The 17529-nt window shown below is 61.5% G+C and carries 14 protein-coding genes; 4 read left to right on the top strand and 10 right to left on the bottom strand.

All coding sequences use genetic code 11. The features are described from left to right. Positions 1–20: 20 nt before the first annotated feature. The 7 genes from AC07YV_RS04010 to AC07YV_RS03980 form a co-directional block, all read right to left on the bottom strand. A complete protein-coding gene (locus AC07YV_RS04010; protein ID WP_102698519.1) occupies positions 21–1523 on the bottom strand; it encodes a sensor domain-containing diguanylate cyclase in 1503 nt (500 codons plus the stop codon). 248 nt (positions 1524–1771) lie between these two features. Continuing rightward, the gene (locus tag AC07YV_RS04005) at positions 1772–1996 is read right to left on the bottom strand and encodes a hypothetical protein (protein WP_102698518.1); all 225 of its coding nucleotides are present in this window, start codon (positions 1994–1996) and stop codon (positions 1772–1774) included. A gap of 249 nt (positions 1997–2245) precedes the next feature. Further along, complete coding sequence (locus tag AC07YV_RS04000; RefSeq protein ID WP_102698517.1) at positions 2246–3610, bottom strand: heavy metal sensor histidine kinase; 1365 nt, start codon at positions 3608–3610, stop codon at positions 2246–2248. Beyond that, on the bottom strand, positions 3600–4277 hold the full coding sequence (locus AC07YV_RS03995) for a heavy metal response regulator transcription factor (RefSeq protein WP_102698516.1): 678 nt from the start codon (positions 4275–4277) through the stop codon (positions 3600–3602). The genes AC07YV_RS04000 and AC07YV_RS03995 overlap by 11 nt, the downstream gene beginning before the upstream one ends. Before the next feature lie 9 nt (positions 4278–4286). Next, a complete protein-coding gene (locus AC07YV_RS03990; protein ID WP_102698515.1) occupies positions 4287–7388 on the bottom strand; it encodes a multidrug efflux RND transporter permease subunit in 3102 nt (1033 codons plus the stop codon). Beyond that, positions 7385–8545, bottom strand: coding sequence for an efflux RND transporter periplasmic adaptor subunit (locus AC07YV_RS03985; protein WP_102698514.1), 1161 nt, complete (start codon positions 8543–8545; stop codon positions 7385–7387). Before AC07YV_RS03985 ends, AC07YV_RS03990 begins: the two co-directional genes overlap by 4 nt. A 625-nt stretch (positions 8546–9170) precedes the next feature. After that, positions 9171–10139, bottom strand: coding sequence for a LysR family transcriptional regulator (locus AC07YV_RS03980; protein WP_102698513.1), 969 nt, complete (start codon positions 10137–10139; stop codon positions 9171–9173). A 293-nt stretch (positions 10140–10432) separates the two neighbouring features. Between AC07YV_RS03980 and AC07YV_RS03975 the strand changes: the two genes are divergently transcribed. The 4 genes from AC07YV_RS03975 to AC07YV_RS03960 all read left to right on the top strand — a co-directional run bounded on the left by AC07YV_RS03975 (position 10433) and on the right by AC07YV_RS03960 (position 15343). Further along, positions 10433–11932, top strand: a complete 1500-nt coding sequence (locus AC07YV_RS03975; RefSeq protein ID WP_102698512.1) for an efflux transporter outer membrane subunit — start codon at positions 10433–10435, stop codon at positions 11930–11932. Between the two features lie 140 nt (positions 11933–12072). Next, positions 12073–14265, top strand: coding sequence for an FUSC family protein (locus AC07YV_RS03970; RefSeq protein WP_102698511.1), 2193 nt, complete (start codon positions 12073–12075; stop codon positions 14263–14265). After that, the gene (locus AC07YV_RS03965) at positions 14255–14455 is read left to right on the top strand and encodes a DUF1656 domain-containing protein (RefSeq protein ID WP_015096751.1); all 201 of its coding nucleotides are present in this window, start codon (positions 14255–14257) and stop codon (positions 14453–14455) included. The genes AC07YV_RS03970 and AC07YV_RS03965 overlap by 11 nt, the downstream gene beginning before the upstream one ends. A 24-nt stretch (positions 14456–14479) precedes the next feature. Next, positions 14480–15343 (top strand): efflux RND transporter periplasmic adaptor subunit, encoded by an 864-nt coding sequence (locus AC07YV_RS03960; protein ID WP_102698510.1) that lies wholly within the window; start codon positions 14480–14482, stop codon positions 15341–15343. Between the two features lie 121 nt (positions 15344–15464). Here the strand turns inward: AC07YV_RS03960 and AC07YV_RS03955 are convergent, their stop codons facing one another. The 3 genes from AC07YV_RS03955 to AC07YV_RS03945 all read right to left on the bottom strand — a co-directional run bounded on the left by AC07YV_RS03955 (position 15465) and on the right by AC07YV_RS03945 (position 17312). After that, positions 15465–15854: a DUF4440 domain-containing protein gene (locus tag AC07YV_RS03955; RefSeq protein WP_102698509.1), complete on the bottom strand. Its 390-nt coding sequence runs from the start codon at positions 15852–15854 to the stop codon at positions 15465–15467. A gap of 135 nt (positions 15855–15989) precedes the next feature. After that, positions 15990–16814: an SDR family oxidoreductase gene (locus tag AC07YV_RS03950; protein ID WP_102698508.1), complete on the bottom strand. Its 825-nt coding sequence runs from the start codon at positions 16812–16814 to the stop codon at positions 15990–15992. 33 nt (positions 16815–16847) lie between these two features. Next, positions 16848–17312, bottom strand: coding sequence for a multidrug transporter (locus AC07YV_RS03945; protein WP_102698507.1), 465 nt, complete (start codon positions 17310–17312; stop codon positions 16848–16850). Between the last annotated feature and the right edge of the window lie 217 nt (positions 17313–17529).

Below are 17529 nucleotides of genomic sequence, written 5' to 3'. Positions count from 1 at the left end.
CCTCCCATCCAATGAAAATCCTATTCGGCACAAACAACCCGGTTACGCCCCCTCTCCTTGGCCTGATACAGCGCCTTGTCCGCACTGAACAGCAATTGCTCCAGGTTGAAGTCGCTGGCCGCCGTCCAGGTGGCAATACCGATACTCACGCTCATCGGTCGCTCACCGGCGTCGACCAGTGGCAGTTTTTGCACCGCCTCACGAATATGTTCGGCAATCTGCCGTGCACCGTCACTGCCTGTTTCGGCCAGGACCACCGAAAACTCTTCGCCTCCGTAGCGCGCCACCAGGTCTGTGGGGCGATGGACATTGGCACTGATGACCTTGGCCAATGCCCGTAACGCTTCGTCGCCGGCCTGATGCCCGTGCCGGTCATTGAAGGCCTTGAAGTGATCGGCATCGATCATCAGCAACGACAACGGCTTGCCACTGCGCTGCGCGCGAAACCATTCATGGCGCAGGGTCTGATCAAGGGATCGGCGGTTGGCCACGCCGGTCAAGGCATCGGTGGCCGCCAGTTGCGACAATTCCTGCTCGGCACTCTGGCGCAGGCGCAACTCGCGGCAGAGCAGCCAGGTCAACCACAGCAAACCGATGCACAAAACCCCGGTAGCACCGCTGATCACATAGGCCGTACGGTTCCAGGTGGCGAACACCTCATCCACAGAAAGCGCCACGATGACAGTCAGTGGCAGGTTGCCGACCCGGGTAAAGGTGTACAAGCGCCGTTGATGGTCGACACTCGACACACTTTCAAAGGTGCCATTGCGCTCCTGCAGCATGCGTACGACGTTGGGGCGGCTGGAGAAGCTCTTGCCGATGGAGTTCGGTTCCCGGTACGGCTTCTGCGCCAGGAGGATCCCGTCATTGTCGATGATGCCCAGCGTGCTGCCGGTGCCGATGTCGAGGCTGTTGAACAACTGATCGAAGTAGCTCATGCGCATCGAGGCGACCGCGACCCCCAGAAACTCACCCGTGGGCGAGGAAATGCGCCGGCTGAAACTGATGCGCCATTGGTCGCTGTCATCGCAGTCACAGCGCGGCTTGAACGGTCGGCTGATAAACATACCGGTGTCACGATTGAAGACATGGGCCAGGAAATAATCGCGGTCGGCGAAGTTACCCGGTTTCGGTTCGACCAACGATGAGTCGGCCAGCACGTCGCCGTGCTTGTCCAGCAGCAGGATGTCGCCCTTGTAGCGCGCGGTGGTGGAGCGGTCGAACAGCGCCAGATGACGAATCTGCGGCGAAACCTGTTTCAGGTCGTCCCGTTGGGCGGCGGCGATCAGGCCCTGCAAGGTCAGGTCATAGAGCTCGACCGTACGCAGGACATCGGCATCGATCAGTTGCGCAATGGTGGTCGCGCTGCGTGTGGCGGTCTGCTGGGCGTTGGCGTGTTCGCGGATCAGCAGAAAAGTGACGATGCACAGGATCGAGATAACCGTCATGGTGCTGCCGAAGATCACCATGATCTCGGGTCGCCCGGACGGGCCTTGAAAATGTGGGGTGTGGCTTGCGGTCATAGGGCTGACGTCTGCTAAAGGGACGCTGTAAGCGTAGTTGCATTAACGTCGCAGCCGGGTGAATCGTGCCTGTTGCTCGAACGATTGATCAATGGCGTGGGCCATCAGCGCTTGTCGTTGCGAAAATTGCAATGAAAGTTGAATCGCCACGATAAAAAAAGCCGCTGAAAGCAGCGGCTTTGCAGACAACTTTTCAAAGGGAAGAGCCGATGAAAAGTGTCGTGGGAAGCGGGAGTGACCGGTGCAGATCAGCTGTCCTTCTCGACCTGTGGCAGGGCCTGAGTGGTCGAGGCTTGCGGGGCTTGGGCGTCTTGCGCAGCCTTGGCCGTCATCTCGATCTGATGCTCTTCGAACGCTGCAGCGCGTGCGGCGTTATGTGCGACGAAAGTCTGCGATTCTTCCGCCATCGCCAATGGCGACAGGAACAAAGAGGACAAAACGAAAGCGCTGGCAATACCCATACTGTTGGACATCTTTAAAACCTTCTTGCTTGGCAAGTGCTGTTTGGTGCGGGCAAAGATAAGGATATGGGGCGAGGGGAAAAAGAGCGGATTCATGAAAGGACTGTTGCTGTTATGGCAACAGTTGGTTGGTCGCACACTTGCGTTCAACCCGGAACCAATGTGGGAGCGAGCTTGCTCGCGATAGCATCACCTCGGTTCAGAAGTTGCACCGAGTCGCTTGCATCGCGAGCAAGCTCGCTCCCACAAAGGAAGAGGGGGTCAGACAGGAAGATGAATCCCGAACGTATTCATCCCATGGTCACTGCGCACGAACACATCCCCGCCATGCATCAACGCAATCGCCTTGACGATGGCCAGCCCAAGGCCATGGTTGTGTCCGCTGTTGCTGCGCGATGCATCAACCCGGTAGAAACGCTCGAACAGCCGTGGCAGATGTTCGCGGGCAATCGGCGAGCCGGGGTTGGCAACGCCGATGCTGACCTGATGTTCTGCGGCTTCAATGTGCACTTCAATCACCTGACCGGGCGCGGTGTGCTGCACCGCGTTGTTCAGCAGATTGATCAACGCCCGGCGCAGATGGGCGATCTCGATGCTCACTTGCGCGTCACCACTGACCTCCACCTGGACCTGAGCGTCCTCGAGAATGAAGTCCAGGTATTCCAGGGTCGTGGCCACCTCATCGGCCAGTGACGTGGACGTCAGTTTGGTTGCCTTGCTGCCCTGATCGGCACTGGCCAGGAACAGCATGTCGTTGATGATCGAACGCAGTCGCTCAAGCTCTTCGAGATTCGATTGCAGCACTTCAAAGTAATGCTCGGCGGAGCGTCCGCGGGTCAATGCGACCTGGGTCTGGCCGATCAGGTTGGTCAGTGGCGAGCGCAGTTCGTGGGCGACGTCGGCATTGAACGATTCAAGGCGTGAGTAAGCCTGCTCGACCCGTTCCAGGGTCGAGTTGAACGAGCTGACGAACTGATCGAGTTCCGGCGGCAACGGTGACAATCGCAAGCGTCCTGAGCGCAACGGCGGAGCCAGGCGCCGGGCTTCCTGGGACAGTTTGATCAGCGGCTTGAGGCCGATCCGCGCCACCCAGTAACCGAGTGCCGAGGCCAGCAGCACGCCGACAATCGCCAGGCTGATCAGCGCAATCAACAGTTGATGCTGGGTCTGGAAAAACGTCTCGGTGTCGATGGCGATCATGAAGCGCAGCGGTGGGCGCTGGTCCTTGGCCGGGAATTCGCTGACCAGCACTTTCAGCGGATAGGGGTGATCCGGCAGATGCATGTCGCGCATGCCCAGTGGCCCTTGGGCAAAGGTGCGGATATGCGGGGTCAGGTTGCCGTATTCGTAATGGGGATCGCCGCTGATGATCCAGAAGCTGATGCGCTTGTCTTCTTCGCTCAGCAGGTTGAGCTTGTTGTTGATCTTCACCCAATGCTCAGGCGTGCCGTAACGGCCGACCGTGGATTCGAGCACGCTGTAGCGCGCATCCAGCTCGGCTTCGGGCAACAGGCCCAGGCCTTTGTCGACCTGCTGGTACAACGCCCCGCCGATCAACAGGAACACCAGCAGCGCCACCAGCGTGAACATCCCGCTCAGGCGCAAGGCGATGCTGTTACTGGACACCACGGCTCTCCAGCACATAACCCATGCCGCGAATGGTGTGCAGCAGTTTCTCTTCGAACGGCCCGTCAAGCTTGGCCCGCAGGCGTTTGATCGCGACTTCGACGACGTTGGCGTCGCTGTCGAAATTGATGTCCCAGACCATCTCGGCAATGGCGGTTTTCGAGAGGATTTCACCCTGGCGCCGGGCCAAGACGCTGAGCAGCGAGAACTCCTTGGCGGTCAGGTCCAGTCGTGCGCCGCCGCGAGTAGCCTTGCGGCTGATCAAATCTATCCACAGGTCGGCAATGCTCACTTGCACCGGTTCATGACCGCCGCTGCGCCGGGTCAGTGCTTGCAGGCGTGCCACCAGCTCAAGGAAGGAAAACGGTTTGCCCAGGTAATCATCGGCGCCGTCACGCAGGCCCCTGATGCGATCTTCCACACGTTCGCGGGCAGTGAGCATGATCACCGGGGTCTGCTTGCGCGCACGCAAGGCGCGCAACACGCCGAAGCCGTCGAGGCCCGGCAACATCACGTCGAGGACGATCACCGCGTAGTCGCTCTCCAGCGCCAGGTGCAGGCCTTCGACCCCATCCCGCGCCAGGTCCACGGTGTAACCCTGTTCCGTCAGGCCACGGTGCAGATAGTCCGCGGTTTTTTCTTCGTCTTCGATAATCAGGACGCGCATGACCCCGCCTCAGTCTGTGGTCGCCAGCGTCGGTACTGGCGAAGGTTTGGGCCTATGAAATAACCGCTCCAGCCACAAGTATATGACCGGCGTGGTGAACAGCGTCAGCGCCTGGCTCACCAGCAAGCCGCCGACTACCGCGATCCCCAGGGGTTGGCGCAACTCGGCGCCGGTGCCGTAGCCGAGCATCAGTGGCAGCGCGCCAAGCAGGGCGGCGAGGGTGGTCATGATGATCGGACGGAACCGCGTGATGCAGGCCTTGAAGATCGCTTCCTCAGGCGACAGTCCGCCATTGCGCTGCGCTTCGAGGGCGAAGTCGATCATCAGGATGCCGTTTTTCTTGACGATACCGATCAGCAGCACCAGGCCGATCAAGGCCATGATCGAAAAGTCCTGACCGCAGATCCACAGCATGATCACTGCGCCGAGGCCCGCCGAAGGCAAGGTCGAAATGATCGTTAGTGGATGCACGAAGCTCTCGTAGAGCACGCCGAGAATGATGTACACCGCCACCAGCGCCGCGAGGATCAGCCACGGCTGGCTGGCCAGCGAACTCTGGAACGCCTGGGCCGCGCCCTGGAAATTACCGCTGATGGCGGTTGGCATGCCGATGTCGGCCTTGGCCTGGTCGAGCATGATCACCGCATCGCCCAACGCCACGCCGGGTGCCAGGTTGAACGACAGGTTGGCGGCCGGGAACATGCCGTCATGGGCGATGGACAGTGGGCCGATGGTGGGCGCATCGAACCTGGCCAGGGCCGACAGCGGTACCATTTCCCCGCTCAGGGGGGAGCGCAGGTAGAAATAGTTGAGGCTTTCGGCTTTGCCGCGTTGCTGGGTGTCCAGCTCCAGGATCACGTTGTACTGGTTGACCTGGGTCTGGAATTCATTGATCTGGCGCTGGCCGAAGGCATCGTACAGGGCTTCGTCGACGTCGCTGGCGGTCAGGCCGAAACGCGCCGCGGCGCTGCGGTCGATGCTGATGTGGGTGATGCTGCCGCCCAGTTGCAAGTCGTTGGAAATATCGCGGAAGGCCGGGTTGGCGCGCAGTTTTTCCGTCAGACGCTGGGTCCAGGTGCTCAGGGTCGGGCCATCGTTGCTCTTGAGCACATATTGATACTGGGCGCGGCTCGGGCCGGAACTGAGGTTGATGTCCTGGCCGGCGCGCAGGTACAGGACGATGCCCGGCACTTTCATCAGTTGCGGACGAATCCGGTCGATGAACTGACTGGCCGAGACATCGCGGTCGCTGCGTTTTTTCAGGGTGATCCAGAAGCGGCCGTTGGCGATGGTCTGGTTGCTGCCGGAGACACCGACCGAGTGAGAGAACGTTTCCACGGCAGGGTCGGCGGCGACGATTTCCGCCATGGCGAGATGTTTTTTCACCATGTCGCCGTAGGAAATGTCAGCAGCGGCTTCGGTGGTGCCGAGGACGAAGCCAGTGTCCTGGATCGGGAAGAAGCCTTTAGGAATGAAGATGTAACCGGCCACGGCCAGACCCAGTGACAGGCAGAATACGCCGATCATCAAGCGCTGATGGGCGAGGGCGTGGCGCAGGCCTTTTTCGTACCAGGCCAACAGACGCTCACCAAAGCCCGGTTTGTCGTGGGCATGATGCACCGGCGCGCGCATGAACAGCGCGGCCAGGGTTGGCGCCAGGGTCAGCGACACCACCACCGAAATCAAGATGGTCGAGGTGGCGGTCAGGGCGAACTCCTTGAACAGTCGCCCGACCACGCCCCCCATGAACAGCAGCGGAATGAACGCCGCCACCAGTGAAAAGCTGATCGACACCACGGTGAAACCAATCTCGCCCGCGCCCTTGATCGCCGCTTCGCGCATGCCGTCGCCGGCCTCCAGGTGCCGGTGAATGTTTTCCACCACCACGATCGCATCGTCGACCACAAAGCCCACGGCCACCACGATCGCTACCAGCGTCAGGTTGTTCAGGCTGAAGCCCATGACGTACATCAGCGCAAAACTGGCGACCAGCGAAACCCCCAGCACCGCCGACACAATCAGGGTCGCCGACAACTGGCGCAGGAACAGCGCCATCACCGCCACCACCAGCATGATCGCGATCAGCAGGGTGATTTCCACTTCATGCAGGGACGCGCGAATGGTCTGGGTCCGGTCGATCAGCACCTTGACCTGCACCGAGGCGGGGAGCATCGCTTCCAGCGCCGGCAAGGCGGCCTGGATGCGGTCCACGGTTTCGACGATGTTGGCCCCCGGTTGGCGGAAGATCACCAGGTTCACCCCCGGTTGCGAGCCCGCCCAAGCCTGGACGTAGGCATCTTCCGAACCGTTGACGACTTTGGCGACATCGCGCAGATGAACCGGCGCGCCATCCTTGTAGGAGACAATCAGTTGGCTGTAGTCCTCCGGGTGGAACAACTGGTCGTTGGTGGACAGGGTCGAGATGTTCGACTCCCCGTACAGCGCACCCTTGGCCAGGTTGAGGCTGGTCTGCTGGATCGCCAGGCGGATGTCGGCGAGGGTCAGGCCGATGGCGGCGAGTTTGTCCGCCGAAACCTGGACGCGGATCGCCGGCCGCTGCTGACCGGTGATGGCGACCTGGCCTACACCGTCGACCTGACTGAGCTGACGGGACAACAGGGTTTCCGTCAGGTCGCTGAGCTCCGGACCGGGCATCAGCGAGGAGTTGACGCTGAGGATCAGCACCGGGCTGTCGGCCGGGTTGACCTTGCGCCAGGTCGGCAGGTTCGGCATGTCCTTGGGCAGCTTGCCCGCGGCCGTATTGATCGCCGCCTGTACTTCCTGGGCGGCAGTGTCGATGCTCTTGTCGAGGGTGAATTGCAGGGTCAGGATAGTCGAGCCCAGAGCGCTGCTCGAGGTCATCTGGGTCACGCCGGGAATGGCACTGAATTGCACTTCAAGGGGGGTGGCCACCGAGGAAGCCATGGTTTCCGGGCTGGCGCCGGGCAATTGCGCGGCCACCTGGATGGTCGGGAATTCTGCCTCCGGCAACGGCGCTACCGGCAGGCGCGGAAACGCGATGACGCCCAGCAGCACCAGGGCGAACGTCAGCAGGATCGTGGCCACCGGGTGGTCGATGCACCAGGCGGATACCGAACCGTGGCCCTTCATTGTGCGGCCTCCGATTGCACCACTTGCGGCGGCTCGGTCATCACCTGCACCGTCGACCCTGGCTTGAGCCGCGATTGACCATCGCTGACCAGTACATCACCCGGTTTCACGCCCTTGATGATGTCCTGGCCGCTGCCTTGATAGACCATTTGCACCTGAACGGCTTCGACCTTATCGCCATTGACCCGGTACACGAAGTGTTGGTCCAGACCGCGTTGTACGACTGTCGGCGGCACCACCAGCGCATCTTTATCCAGGGCTGTCTGAATCTTTACCGTTACCAACAGACCCGGCCACAGCTTCTGCCCTGGATTGTCGAACTCGGCCTTGGCGCGGATGGTGCCAGTGTTGGCATTGATCTGGTTGTCGATCAGGGTCAGGTGACCTTCGCCGAGCAGGTTGCCGGTTTCGCCGTCGGTGTCAGCTCCGATGTAGGCCTTGACCCGGGCGTGCTGTGGATCGTTGATCAGGCCCTGCAAGGTCGGCAGCATTTGCTGCGGCAGGGAGAACTCCACGGCGATCGGGTCGATCTGGGTGACGGTGAACAGGCCTTGGGTGTCGGTCATGCGCAGGAAGTTGCCTTCATCCACGGTGCGAATGCCGACGCGACCGGTCACTGGGGAGCGAATCTGTGTGTAGGAAAGTTGTACCTGAGCTGCGTCGATTGAAGCCTGATTGCCTTGGGCGGTGGCTTTGAGTTGGTTCACCAGCGCCTGTTGCTGGTCGTAGGTCTGCTTGGAAACGCCGTCGTCAACGCTCAGCAATTTGTAGCGTTTAAGGTTGACCAGCGCCACTTGCAGCTGCGCCTGGCTTTCGCCCAGCTGTGCCCGGGCCTGGTCGAGGCTGGCGCGGATCGAGCGGTCGTCGATGGTGGCCAGCAGGTCGTCTTTTTTCACCAGTTGGCCTTCCTTGACCATGATTTTGGTGAGGATGCCGTCGATTTGCGGGCGGACCACGACGCTGTGCAGGGACAGCACCGAACCGATGCCGCTGACGTAGCGCGGCACGTCTTTTTCGGCGACGGCGACCACGCGCACCGGGATGGCGGTGGGGGTGGTGAGTTTGGTCTTGACCGGTTGGGTGGCGTACCACAGGCCCAGCGCTGCCAGGACGATCAGAAGGGCGACGAGCAGGGCGGGTTTTTTCTGGGTTCGCATGCGAGTGGGGCGCCGGGGCTGGGTTTTTGGTCGAAGGGGAGTTTCCTTTATAAACCTGTTTGGCGGTCAGGAGGGTGACGGCTAACTGACGGCGCTGTCAGTTTGTGTGTCTTGGCGGCCTTTGGGCCGACCAGGCTTTGGGGTGATGGAGTACATATCCGTTTTTTGGGTAACGGCGGCTTATGGTTTCGCCCTTACGGCGACTCACTTTTTTTACAAACGCCTAAAAAAAGTAAGCAAAAAAACGCTCGCCCCTTACGTACGGCCCCTCGCTGAGGCTCGGGGTTCCTTCGCTCCGGCATTCATCCGGGGGCATTGCCCTCCGGTCGGCTTCGCTTCGACCTACATGCAATGAGTTCGACTGCGTCGAACGGCGCTGCGCGCCAATCCCCGGATGAACGCCTGCGCTCAGCCTTCCGAGGGGGCGGGTAGATCAAAAGCTGCAGGCGAGCTAACGCTCGGCCTGTTGAGTGGTGAAGAGCGTTTGTGTACACCGTTCGGCTAAACGCACGCCCCCTGTAGGAGCTGCCGAAGGCTGCGATCTTTTGATCTTGATCTTCCGCTCTTAAAAATCAAAGTCAAAAGATCGCAGCCTTCGGCAGCTCCTACAGGGTCAGGATTTGGCTCAATTCGCCAGCCGAACTCCACCCAGACTCCCGCTCAATTCATAAGCCGCCAATTCCGCCTGATGCGCCGCCAGCAACTCCGGCAGCGATCCACGCAAATACTCGACCCAGGTCTTGATCTTCGCATCCAGGTACTGGCGCGAAGGGTAGATCGCATACAGGTTCAGTTCCTGCGAGCGGTATTTGGGCATCACCCTCACCAGCGTGCCGTTGCGCAGGCCTTCAATGGCGGCGTACAGCGGCAGGACGCCAACGCCCATGCCACTGATGATCGCGGATTTCATCGCGTCGGCGGAGTTCACCAGGAACGGTGAGCTGTTGATGGTGACCATTTCCTGGCCATCAGGGCCGTCGAAGGCCCATTTTTCCAGCGGGATCACCGGGCTGACCAGGCGCAGGCAGGCGTGGTTGAGCAGGTCGCTGGGTTTTTGTGCGCAGCCGTTGGCTTTGACGTAGGCCGGCGAGGCGCAAACGATGCTGTAGGTGATGCCCAGGCGCTGGGAGACGAAACCCGAGTCCGGCAGTTCGCGGGCGAGGACGATGGACACGTCGTAACCCTCGTCGAGCAGGTCCGGCACGCGGTTGGCCATGGTCAGGTCGAAGGTCACGTCCGGGTGGGTCTTGCGGTAGCGGGCGATGGCGTCGATCACGAAGTGCTGGCCGATGCCGGTCATGGTGTGCACTTTAAGTTGCCCGGCCGGGCGTGCGTGGGCGTCGCTGGCCTCGGCTTCGGCTTCTTCGACGTAGGCCAGGATCTGTTCGCAGCGCAACAGGTAACGCTTGCCGGCTTCGGTCAGGGCGATGCGGCGGGTCGTTCGGTTGAGCAGGCGGGTTTGCAGGTGGGCTTCCAGGTTGGAGACCGCGCGCGAGACGTTGGCCGTGGTGGTGTCCAGTTGCACGGCGGCGGCGGTGAAGCTGCCGGCTTCGGCCACGTAACTGAAGGCGCGCATGTTTTGCAAAGTGTCCATGGGGTGCTCTCTCGTCGAATGACAAATTGTGACACGAAGTTTCTGTTTATTTACAGGCGACTAAAGATCGACTTACGGATTATCGCGTTAACGGTAACAAAGATTCACAGGAATCCCAGCTTATCGCCGTCAAAGCCCCCCCCTAGAATTGCGCCCACCTCTGTAGGAGCTGCCGAAGTGGCTGCTGGAAAAACAGTAACCATCTGAAAAGATCGCAGCCTTCGGCAGCTCCTATAGGGGACCGTATTTACGGTCCAGACATGGGATCTCCCTCACCTCAGGAATTTTCAGCAGTGCCGCGTCGCATCAGCAGAGCGCTTCAGCCGCTCAGTGTTTTGGCTTTAACCCTGGCAATCAGCGGCTGCATCGGAACCGGAGGTATTGCCCCGCAGGGCAAGGCGCTGGAGGCCAATTCACTGGCCACCGACGAAGCCATCCAGAGCGCCGCGCAAGACGCGAATTGGCCCACCGCGCAATGGTGGCAAGCCTATGGCGACCCGCAACTGAACCGCTGGATCGACCTCGCACTGCAAGGCAGCCCGAGCCTGGCAATGGCCGCCGCCCGGGTGCGTCAGGCCAGGTCCATGGCTGGCGTGGCGCAAGCGGCCGAGTCGCTGCAAATCAATGGGGACTCGACCCTCAAGCGTCACAACTGGCCTACCGATCAGTTCTATGGCCCCGGCGAGCTGGCCAACAGCACCACCTGGGACAACAACGCGGCGCTGGGTTTCAGTTATGCCCTCGACCTCTGGGGCCGTGAAAGCAATGCCACCGAGCGCGCCGTGGACATGGCGCACATGACGGTCGCTGAAGCGCGTCAGGCCCAGCTCGAATTGCAGGACAACATCGTGCGCGTCTACATCGAACTCTCGCTGCATTACGCGCAACGGGACATCGTGGATGCAACCTTGAAGCAGCAACAGCAGATCCTTGAGCTGGCGCAGAAGCGTTTGAAGGGCGGCATCGGCACCCATTTCGAAGTCAGCCAGGCCGAGACGCCGTTGCCGGAAACCCATCGCCAGCTCGATGCCCTCGACGAAGAAATCGCCTTGAGCCGCAACCAGCTCGCCGCCCTCGCCGGCAAGGGGCCGGGTGCAGGCGCGCAGCTGCAGCGGCCAACGCTGTCGCTGGAGGCGCCACTGAAACTGCCGTCGACGCTGCCGGCGCAATTGCTCGGCCAGCGCCCGGACGTGGTCGCCAGTCGCTGGCAAGTGGCGGCGCAGGCGCGGGGCATCGATGTCGCCCATGCCGGGTTTTATCCCAACGTCGATCTGGTCGGCAGCCTCGGCTATATGGCTACCGGCGGCGGGGCCCTGGAGTTCCTGACCGGCAAGAAGCTCAACTACAGCGTGGGGCCGGCGATTTCGTTGCCGATTTTTGATGGCGGGCGTTTGCGTGCCGAGTTGGGCGAAGCCTCGGCCGGGTATGACATCGCCGTGGCCAAGTACAACCAGACCCTGGTCAATGCCCTGAAGAATATCTCCGACCAGTTGATCCGCCGCGAGTCCATGGACAAGCAGCAGGCGTTCGCCGCCGAGTCGGTGGCCACCGCGCAGAAGACCTACGACATCGCGATGATCGCTTATCAGCGTGGACTGACCGACTACCTCAACGTGCTCAACGCCCAGACTCTGCTGTTCAAGCAGCAGCAAGTGCAGCAGCAGGTCCAGGCGGCGCGATTGAGTGCCCATGCGCAATTGGTGACGGCGTTGGGCGGTGGTCTCGGTGCCGGTAACGACGTGCCGAACGACAGTCAGACCCAGGCGCCGAAAACCCCGAGCCTTTTGCGTTGAACACAAAACCTGTGGGAGCGGGCTTGCTCGCGAAGGCGGTGTGTCTGATGACACTGTTGTTGCCTGACACTCCCTCTTCGCGAGCAAGCCCGCTCCCACAGGTTCCGAGTTTTGGCTGAATTTTCACTGAGCAGGATTTGATGACTCCCTTGCCCGCACCCTTGCGCTGGCTGTACTCCCTTGAATGGCGCCGGGGTTTCTTCGACTGGGCACGCAGCGACGGCGTGACCTGGGTCTACATCTTCAAGGTGCTGTTCGCGGCATTCCTGACGCTTTGGCTGGCCATGCGCCTGGAACTGCCGCAACCGCGCACGGCGATGATCACCGTGTTCATCGTCATGCAGCCGCAGAGCGGCCAGGTGTTCGCCAAGAGCTTCTATCGTTTTCTCGGCACCCTGGCCGGGTCGGCGGTGATGGTTGCCCTGATCGCCCTGTTTGCCCAGAACACTGAACTGTTCCTCGGTTCGCTGGCGATCTGGGTTGGTATCTGCACGGCCGGTGCCGCGCGCTGCCGCAATTTCCGCGCCTATGGATTTGTCCTCGCCGGATACACCGCCGCGATGGTCGGTTTGCCCGCGCTGGCCCATCCGGATGGCGCGTTCATGGCGGCGGTCTGGCGGGTGCTGGAGATCTCGTTGGGCATTCTCTGTTCGACCCTGGTCAGTGCGGCGATCCTGCCGCAATCGGCCAGCGCGGCGATGCGCAATGCCTTGTACCAGCGCTTCGGCGTGTTCGCCCTGTTCGTCACCGACGGCTTGCGCGGTCGCAGTCAGCGCGAGGCGTTCGAGGCCGGCAACGTGCGTTTCATCGCCGAAGCCGTGGGTCTGGAAGGCTTGCGCAGCGTCACTGTTTTCGAAGACTCGCACATGCGTCGACGCAATGGCCGGCTCAGTCGCCTGAACAGCGAATTCATGGGCATCACCACGCGCTTCAACGCCTTGCACCAGTTGCTCGAACGCCTGCGCAGCAGCGCGGCGGACCAGGTGGTGGAGGCGATCAAACCCGGCTTGCAGGACCTCGCCGAGCTGCTCGACGGCTTCAGCGGGCGTGCCCTGACCAGCGCCGATGCAGCGCGTCTGGTCACGGTGCTGAGCGCCTACAAGGAAGGGTTGCCGGCGCGGGTGCGCTGTCTGCGGGCGACGTTCCAGCAGAGCAATCCGAGCGATGCCGGGCAACTGGATTTCCACACCGCCTACGAACTGCTCTATCGCTTTGTCGACGACTTGCACAGTTATGCACAGACCCACGCGTCGCTGGCTGATCACAGTCACGAACGGGAGCGCTGGGACGAGCCGTTCACCCCGCAAACCAACTGGATGGCAGCGGCGGCATCGGGGATACGCGCGGCATTCATTCTGGTGGTATTGGGCAGCTATTGGGTGGCAACCGCCTGGCCGAGCGGCGCGACCATGACCCTGATTGCCGCCGCGACCGTGGGCCTGTCCGCCGCCACCCCGAACCCGAAACGCATGGCCTTTCAGATGGCGTGCGGGACATTGCTCGGGGCGCTGATCGGCTTTGTCGAGATGTTTTTCATTTTCCCGTGGATCGACGGATTTCCGTTGCTGTGCGTGATGCTCGCACCGGTGATCGTACTCGGCTCGTTCCTGACCTCGCGGCCGCAATACGTGGGCGTCGGCCTGGGCTTGCTGATCTTCTTCAGCACAGGTTCAGTGCCGGACAACCTCACGGTCTACAACCCCTACACCTTCATCAACGACTACATCGCCATGGTGCTGGGCATGCTGGTGTGCGCAGCGGCCGGAGCGATCATTCTGCCGCCCAACAGCCGCTGGTTGTGGCGTCGCCTGGAGCAGGACCTGCGCGGTCAGGTGGTATACGCCATCAGCGGCAAGCTCAAGGGCCTGGCGTCGAGTTTCGAAAGCCGCACTCGCGACCTGGTGCATCAGGCCTACGGCTTCGCGGCGGGCCAACCGCAGGTGCAGCGGGACTTGCTGCGCTGGATGTTCGTGGTGCTGGAAGTCGGCCACGCGATCATCGAATTGCGCAAGGAACAGGCGATTCTGCCGGTGCACCCGGCCTATGCCGAATCCCAGCCATGGCGCCAGGCGATCCGGGTGATGGGGCGTGCGCTGGTGCGGCTGTTTTTGCAACCGAACAGCAGCAACCTCGAACGCGCGCTGATCGCGGTCGATCACGCGATCAGTCGTGTGCAGTCCACCGACGAACCTTTCGCCCCGCATTTCGATACCTCGGCGTTGCGCCGGGTGAAGAGCTACCTGCACTTCATCCGCACCTCGCTGCTCGATCCGCAATCACCGCTCGCGGCCTTCACAAGCAGCCAGCCAAAAGGACTAGAACATGCCTCGTGAAATCGCCTTCCACGGCGTGTACATGCCGACCATGACCCTGATGTTTTTCATCGCGGCGGCCCTGGCCTGGGCGCTGGACCGGTTCCTGTCCGGGTTCGACCTGTACCGTTTTTTCTGGCACCCGGCGTTGCTGCGCCTGAGTCTGTTTACCTGTCTGTTCGGTGCCATGGCGCTGACTGTCTACCGTTGACTCTCTATCACTGAGAATGCCCTGATGAAAAAGTTTTTCAGCCTGCTCGCGACCCTGCTGGTGCTGGCCCTCGCGCTGTGGGTCGGCCGCACCCTGTGGGAGCACTACATGAACACGCCGTGGACCCGCGACGGCCGCGTGCGCGCCGACATCATCAACGTCGCCGCCGACGTCACCGGCGAAGTGATGGACGTGCCGGTGCGTGACAACCAGCTGGTGAAAAAAGGCGATTTGCTGATGCAGATCGACCCCGAGCACTACCGCCTGGCGGTCAAGCAAGCGCAGAGTCTGGTGGCATCACGCAAGGCGACCTGGGAGATGCGCAAGGTCAACGCCCATCGTCGAGCCGATATGGACAACCTGGTGATCTCCCGGGAAAACCGCGACGACGCCAGTAACCTCGCCGACTCGGCCCTGGCTGATTACCAGCAGGCGCAGGCGCAACTGGAGGCCGCCGAACTCAACCTCAAACGCACTGAAGTGCGCGCCGCGGTGGACGGCTACGTCACCAACCTCAATGTGCATCGCGGCGACTACGCGCGCATCGGCGAGGCGAAAATGGCCGTGGTCGACATGAACTCGTTCTGGGTCTACGGCTTCTTCGAAGAAACCAAGCTGCCCCGAGTACGCGTCGGTGATAAGGCCGACATGCAACTGATGAGCGGCGAAGTGCTCAAGGGCCATGTGGAAAGCATTTCGCGCGGCATCTACGACCGCGACAACCCGGAGAGTCGCGAACTGATCGCCGACGTCAACCCGACCTTCAACTGGGTACGCCTGGCGCAACGAGTGCCGGTACGCATTCACATCGATGAAGTGCCGGAGGGGGTGGTGTTGGCGGCGGGGATTACCTGTACGGTGGTGGTGAAGCAAGGCGATGGTGCTTAACACTTGTAGGAGCGAGCTTGCTCGCGATGAACCAGAGCGCGCCGCGTGTATTCAGAATGCACGCGTTATCGTTGACGTCCATCGCGAGCGGGCTCGCTCCTACAGTCGATCGTCGTCGTGTTCAGCAGAAGGTCTCTTGCAAATGCCGCCAAAGAATCCTGTCATCTACCTTCTCGAACACAACCGTGGAACGACGATCCGAGTGCAGCCCGGTCGCATCGGTCTGTTGCTCGCGGTAACTCACGGTGGCGCCACCGTCGTATAACGCAATGCCACGCAACTCGCTGAGCTCGATGCGGAACCCGAGTTTCTTGCCACCCGCCAGCGTGAACAGTTCGTTCAGCGCGTCAAAGTCCAGTACCCGGCCGAGCGGAGAGACCATGGAGAACTGCGGCGAAAAGCGCGTCAGCAGTTTTTCCAGCTCGGACGCGTCGCGCTCCTCGGCCAGCCATTGTTCGATGGCCACGTGGGCCTGGATCACTTCGTCGAAGTATTCGGTGTAGTCGGTCATGGTGTTTCCTGAAATTCTGTGGTGTCTGTTCTGACGCCTTCGCGGGCAAGCCCGCTCCCACAGGATTAGCGCTATTTCAAAATCTGCGCATGACCTGTGGGAGCGGGCTTGCCCGCGAAGAACGATGACGCGGTGTCAGAGCTGCCCACGCAACCCGAACCGCTTCATCAGCCCGGATTCGAGCAAACCCTTGGGCAGCAAACTGGCCATCAGCGGCAACGCGCGGCTGCCATTGCCCAGGCGGATCAGCCGTGGCGGTTTGGCTTGCTGCGCGGCCTTGAGCAATCCGGCAGCAAACTCACTGGCCGGGGTCGGTCTGTCCTGGGAAGCCCTGGCCCGGGCGCGTATGCCTTCACGCAGCGGAAACCACGGCGATTGCTCGCTGATCAATTGCTCGGCTTCATGCCCGGCATTCTTGGCGAAGCTGGAAGCGATGGCCCCCGGCTGCACCTCCATGACCCGCACGCCGAACGGCGCCAGTTCCATGCGCAAGGCATCGCTCAAGGCATGCACGGCGGCTTTCGAGGCGCAGTAGGCACCGGCGAATGGCGTGACCAGTACGCCGGACACGCTACCGATATTCACCACCAGCCCCTTGGCCCGACGCAGCACCGGGAACAAGGCGCGGGTGACGCCGACGATGGCGAACACATTGGTTTCGAACTGGCGCTGCATGGCCGGTACGCCACCATCGAGCAACGGCCCCATGGCGCCATAACCCGCGTTGTTGATCAGCACATCGAGGCCGCCGGTTTGCTGGTTGATTCGCTCGCTCAAGGTTTCGAGCGCCACGGCGTCGTTGACATCCAGTTGCACGGCGGTGAAACCCGCAGCAGTGAGTGCCGCGACATCTTCGGCCTTGCGGGCACTGGCCCAGACTTCATAGCCGGCGACCTTGAACGCATCGGCAAGGGCACGGCCAATGCCGCTGGAGCAACCGGTAATCAACGCAACGGGCATGGCGCATTCCTTGTGCAAAAAATGGGGGAGGGATCAGTCGGAAAAACTACCCTGCAATCGCTCGGCGCGAAACTCCAGGGTTTCCGGCCGGTAGCCAGGGCGCAATGGCGGCAGGGGCAAGCAATCTTCCCAATTGCCACCGGCCTGCAATTCGCCGGGACCGCGATAACGCGGGGCGGAGTATTGGTTGTCGGCGAGGTTCACCGTATCGCCCGGCGCATAGGCCGCAACCCGCCAGCGCAACTCGGTCAGCGGCACGTCATTGCCATTGTTCATCGTCAGTTTCAGCGGTCGGTCGGTCGGGCAGTGCCCGGGCGCATAGCTGATACGCAACTCCAGGCGTTGCAGTTGCTTGAGTTCGCGGTGGTCCATCCAGATGACCCAGGTCGCGACGATGCCCAGCCCCACGGCGGCGGCCACGGATACGGGCAAAGCCTTGGCCGGGTAGCGCAGCAGCAGGATCAGCCAGGTGATGACCAGCAGGACGCCGATGAACATGACGCGCAAACCTCGGGAGCAGAGAAGTGCATCCTACCTAAGGGTAGGTGCGATTGGCGATGGGAGAGATTTTCGCGGTGACTGTGGGGGCCCCTTCGCGGGCAAGCCCGCTCCCACAGGTTTTCTGGTTGTTCACGAATGTTGTGTTCCACCCGGTCCACTGTGGGAGCGGGCTTGCCCGCGAAGAGGCCAGTCGAGGCACTACAAAAAACCAGTA

The organism is Pseudomonas sp. GW456-E7 (genome assembly GCF_059424105.1).
The sequence above is the reverse complement of the archived record's forward strand: the minus strand, read 5'-3'. Positions and strand labels throughout refer to the sequence as shown.

Coding starts and splice junctions, on each gene's coding strand:
- AC07YV_RS04010 (WP_102698519.1), bottom strand. CDS start 1,523: ATGACCGCAAGCCACACCCCACATTTTCAAGGCCCGTCCGGGCGACCC.
- AC07YV_RS04005 (WP_102698518.1), bottom strand. CDS start 1,996: ATGTCCAACAGTATGGGTATTGCCAGCGCTTTCGTTTTGTCCTCTTTG.
- AC07YV_RS03995 (WP_102698516.1), bottom strand. CDS start 4,277: ATGCGCGTCCTGATTATCGAAGACGAAGAAAAAACCGCGGACTATCTG.
- AC07YV_RS03990 (WP_102698515.1), bottom strand. CDS start 7,388: ATGAAGGGCCACGGTTCGGTATCCGCCTGGTGCATCGACCACCCGGTG.
- AC07YV_RS03985 (WP_102698514.1), bottom strand. CDS start 8,545: ATGCGAACCCAGAAAAAACCCGCCCTGCTCGTCGCCCTTCTGATCGTC.
- AC07YV_RS03980 (WP_102698513.1), bottom strand. CDS start 10,139: ATGGACACTTTGCAAAACATGCGCGCCTTCAGTTACGTGGCCGAAGCC.
- AC07YV_RS03970 (WP_102698511.1), top strand. CDS start 12,073: ATGACTCCCTTGCCCGCACCCTTGCGCTGGCTGTACTCCCTTGAATGG.
- AC07YV_RS03965 (WP_015096751.1), top strand. CDS start 14,255: ATGCCTCGTGAAATCGCCTTCCACGGCGTGTACATGCCGACCATGACC.
- AC07YV_RS03960 (WP_102698510.1), top strand. CDS start 14,480: ATGAAAAAGTTTTTCAGCCTGCTCGCGACCCTGCTGGTGCTGGCCCTC.
- AC07YV_RS03955 (WP_102698509.1), bottom strand. CDS start 15,854: ATGACCGACTACACCGAATACTTCGACGAAGTGATCCAGGCCCACGTG.
- AC07YV_RS03950 (WP_102698508.1), bottom strand. CDS start 16,814: ATGCCCGTTGCGTTGATTACCGGTTGCTCCAGCGGCATTGGCCGTGCC.
- AC07YV_RS03945 (WP_102698507.1), bottom strand. CDS start 17,312: ATGTTCATCGGCGTCCTGCTGGTCATCACCTGGCTGATCCTGCTGCTG.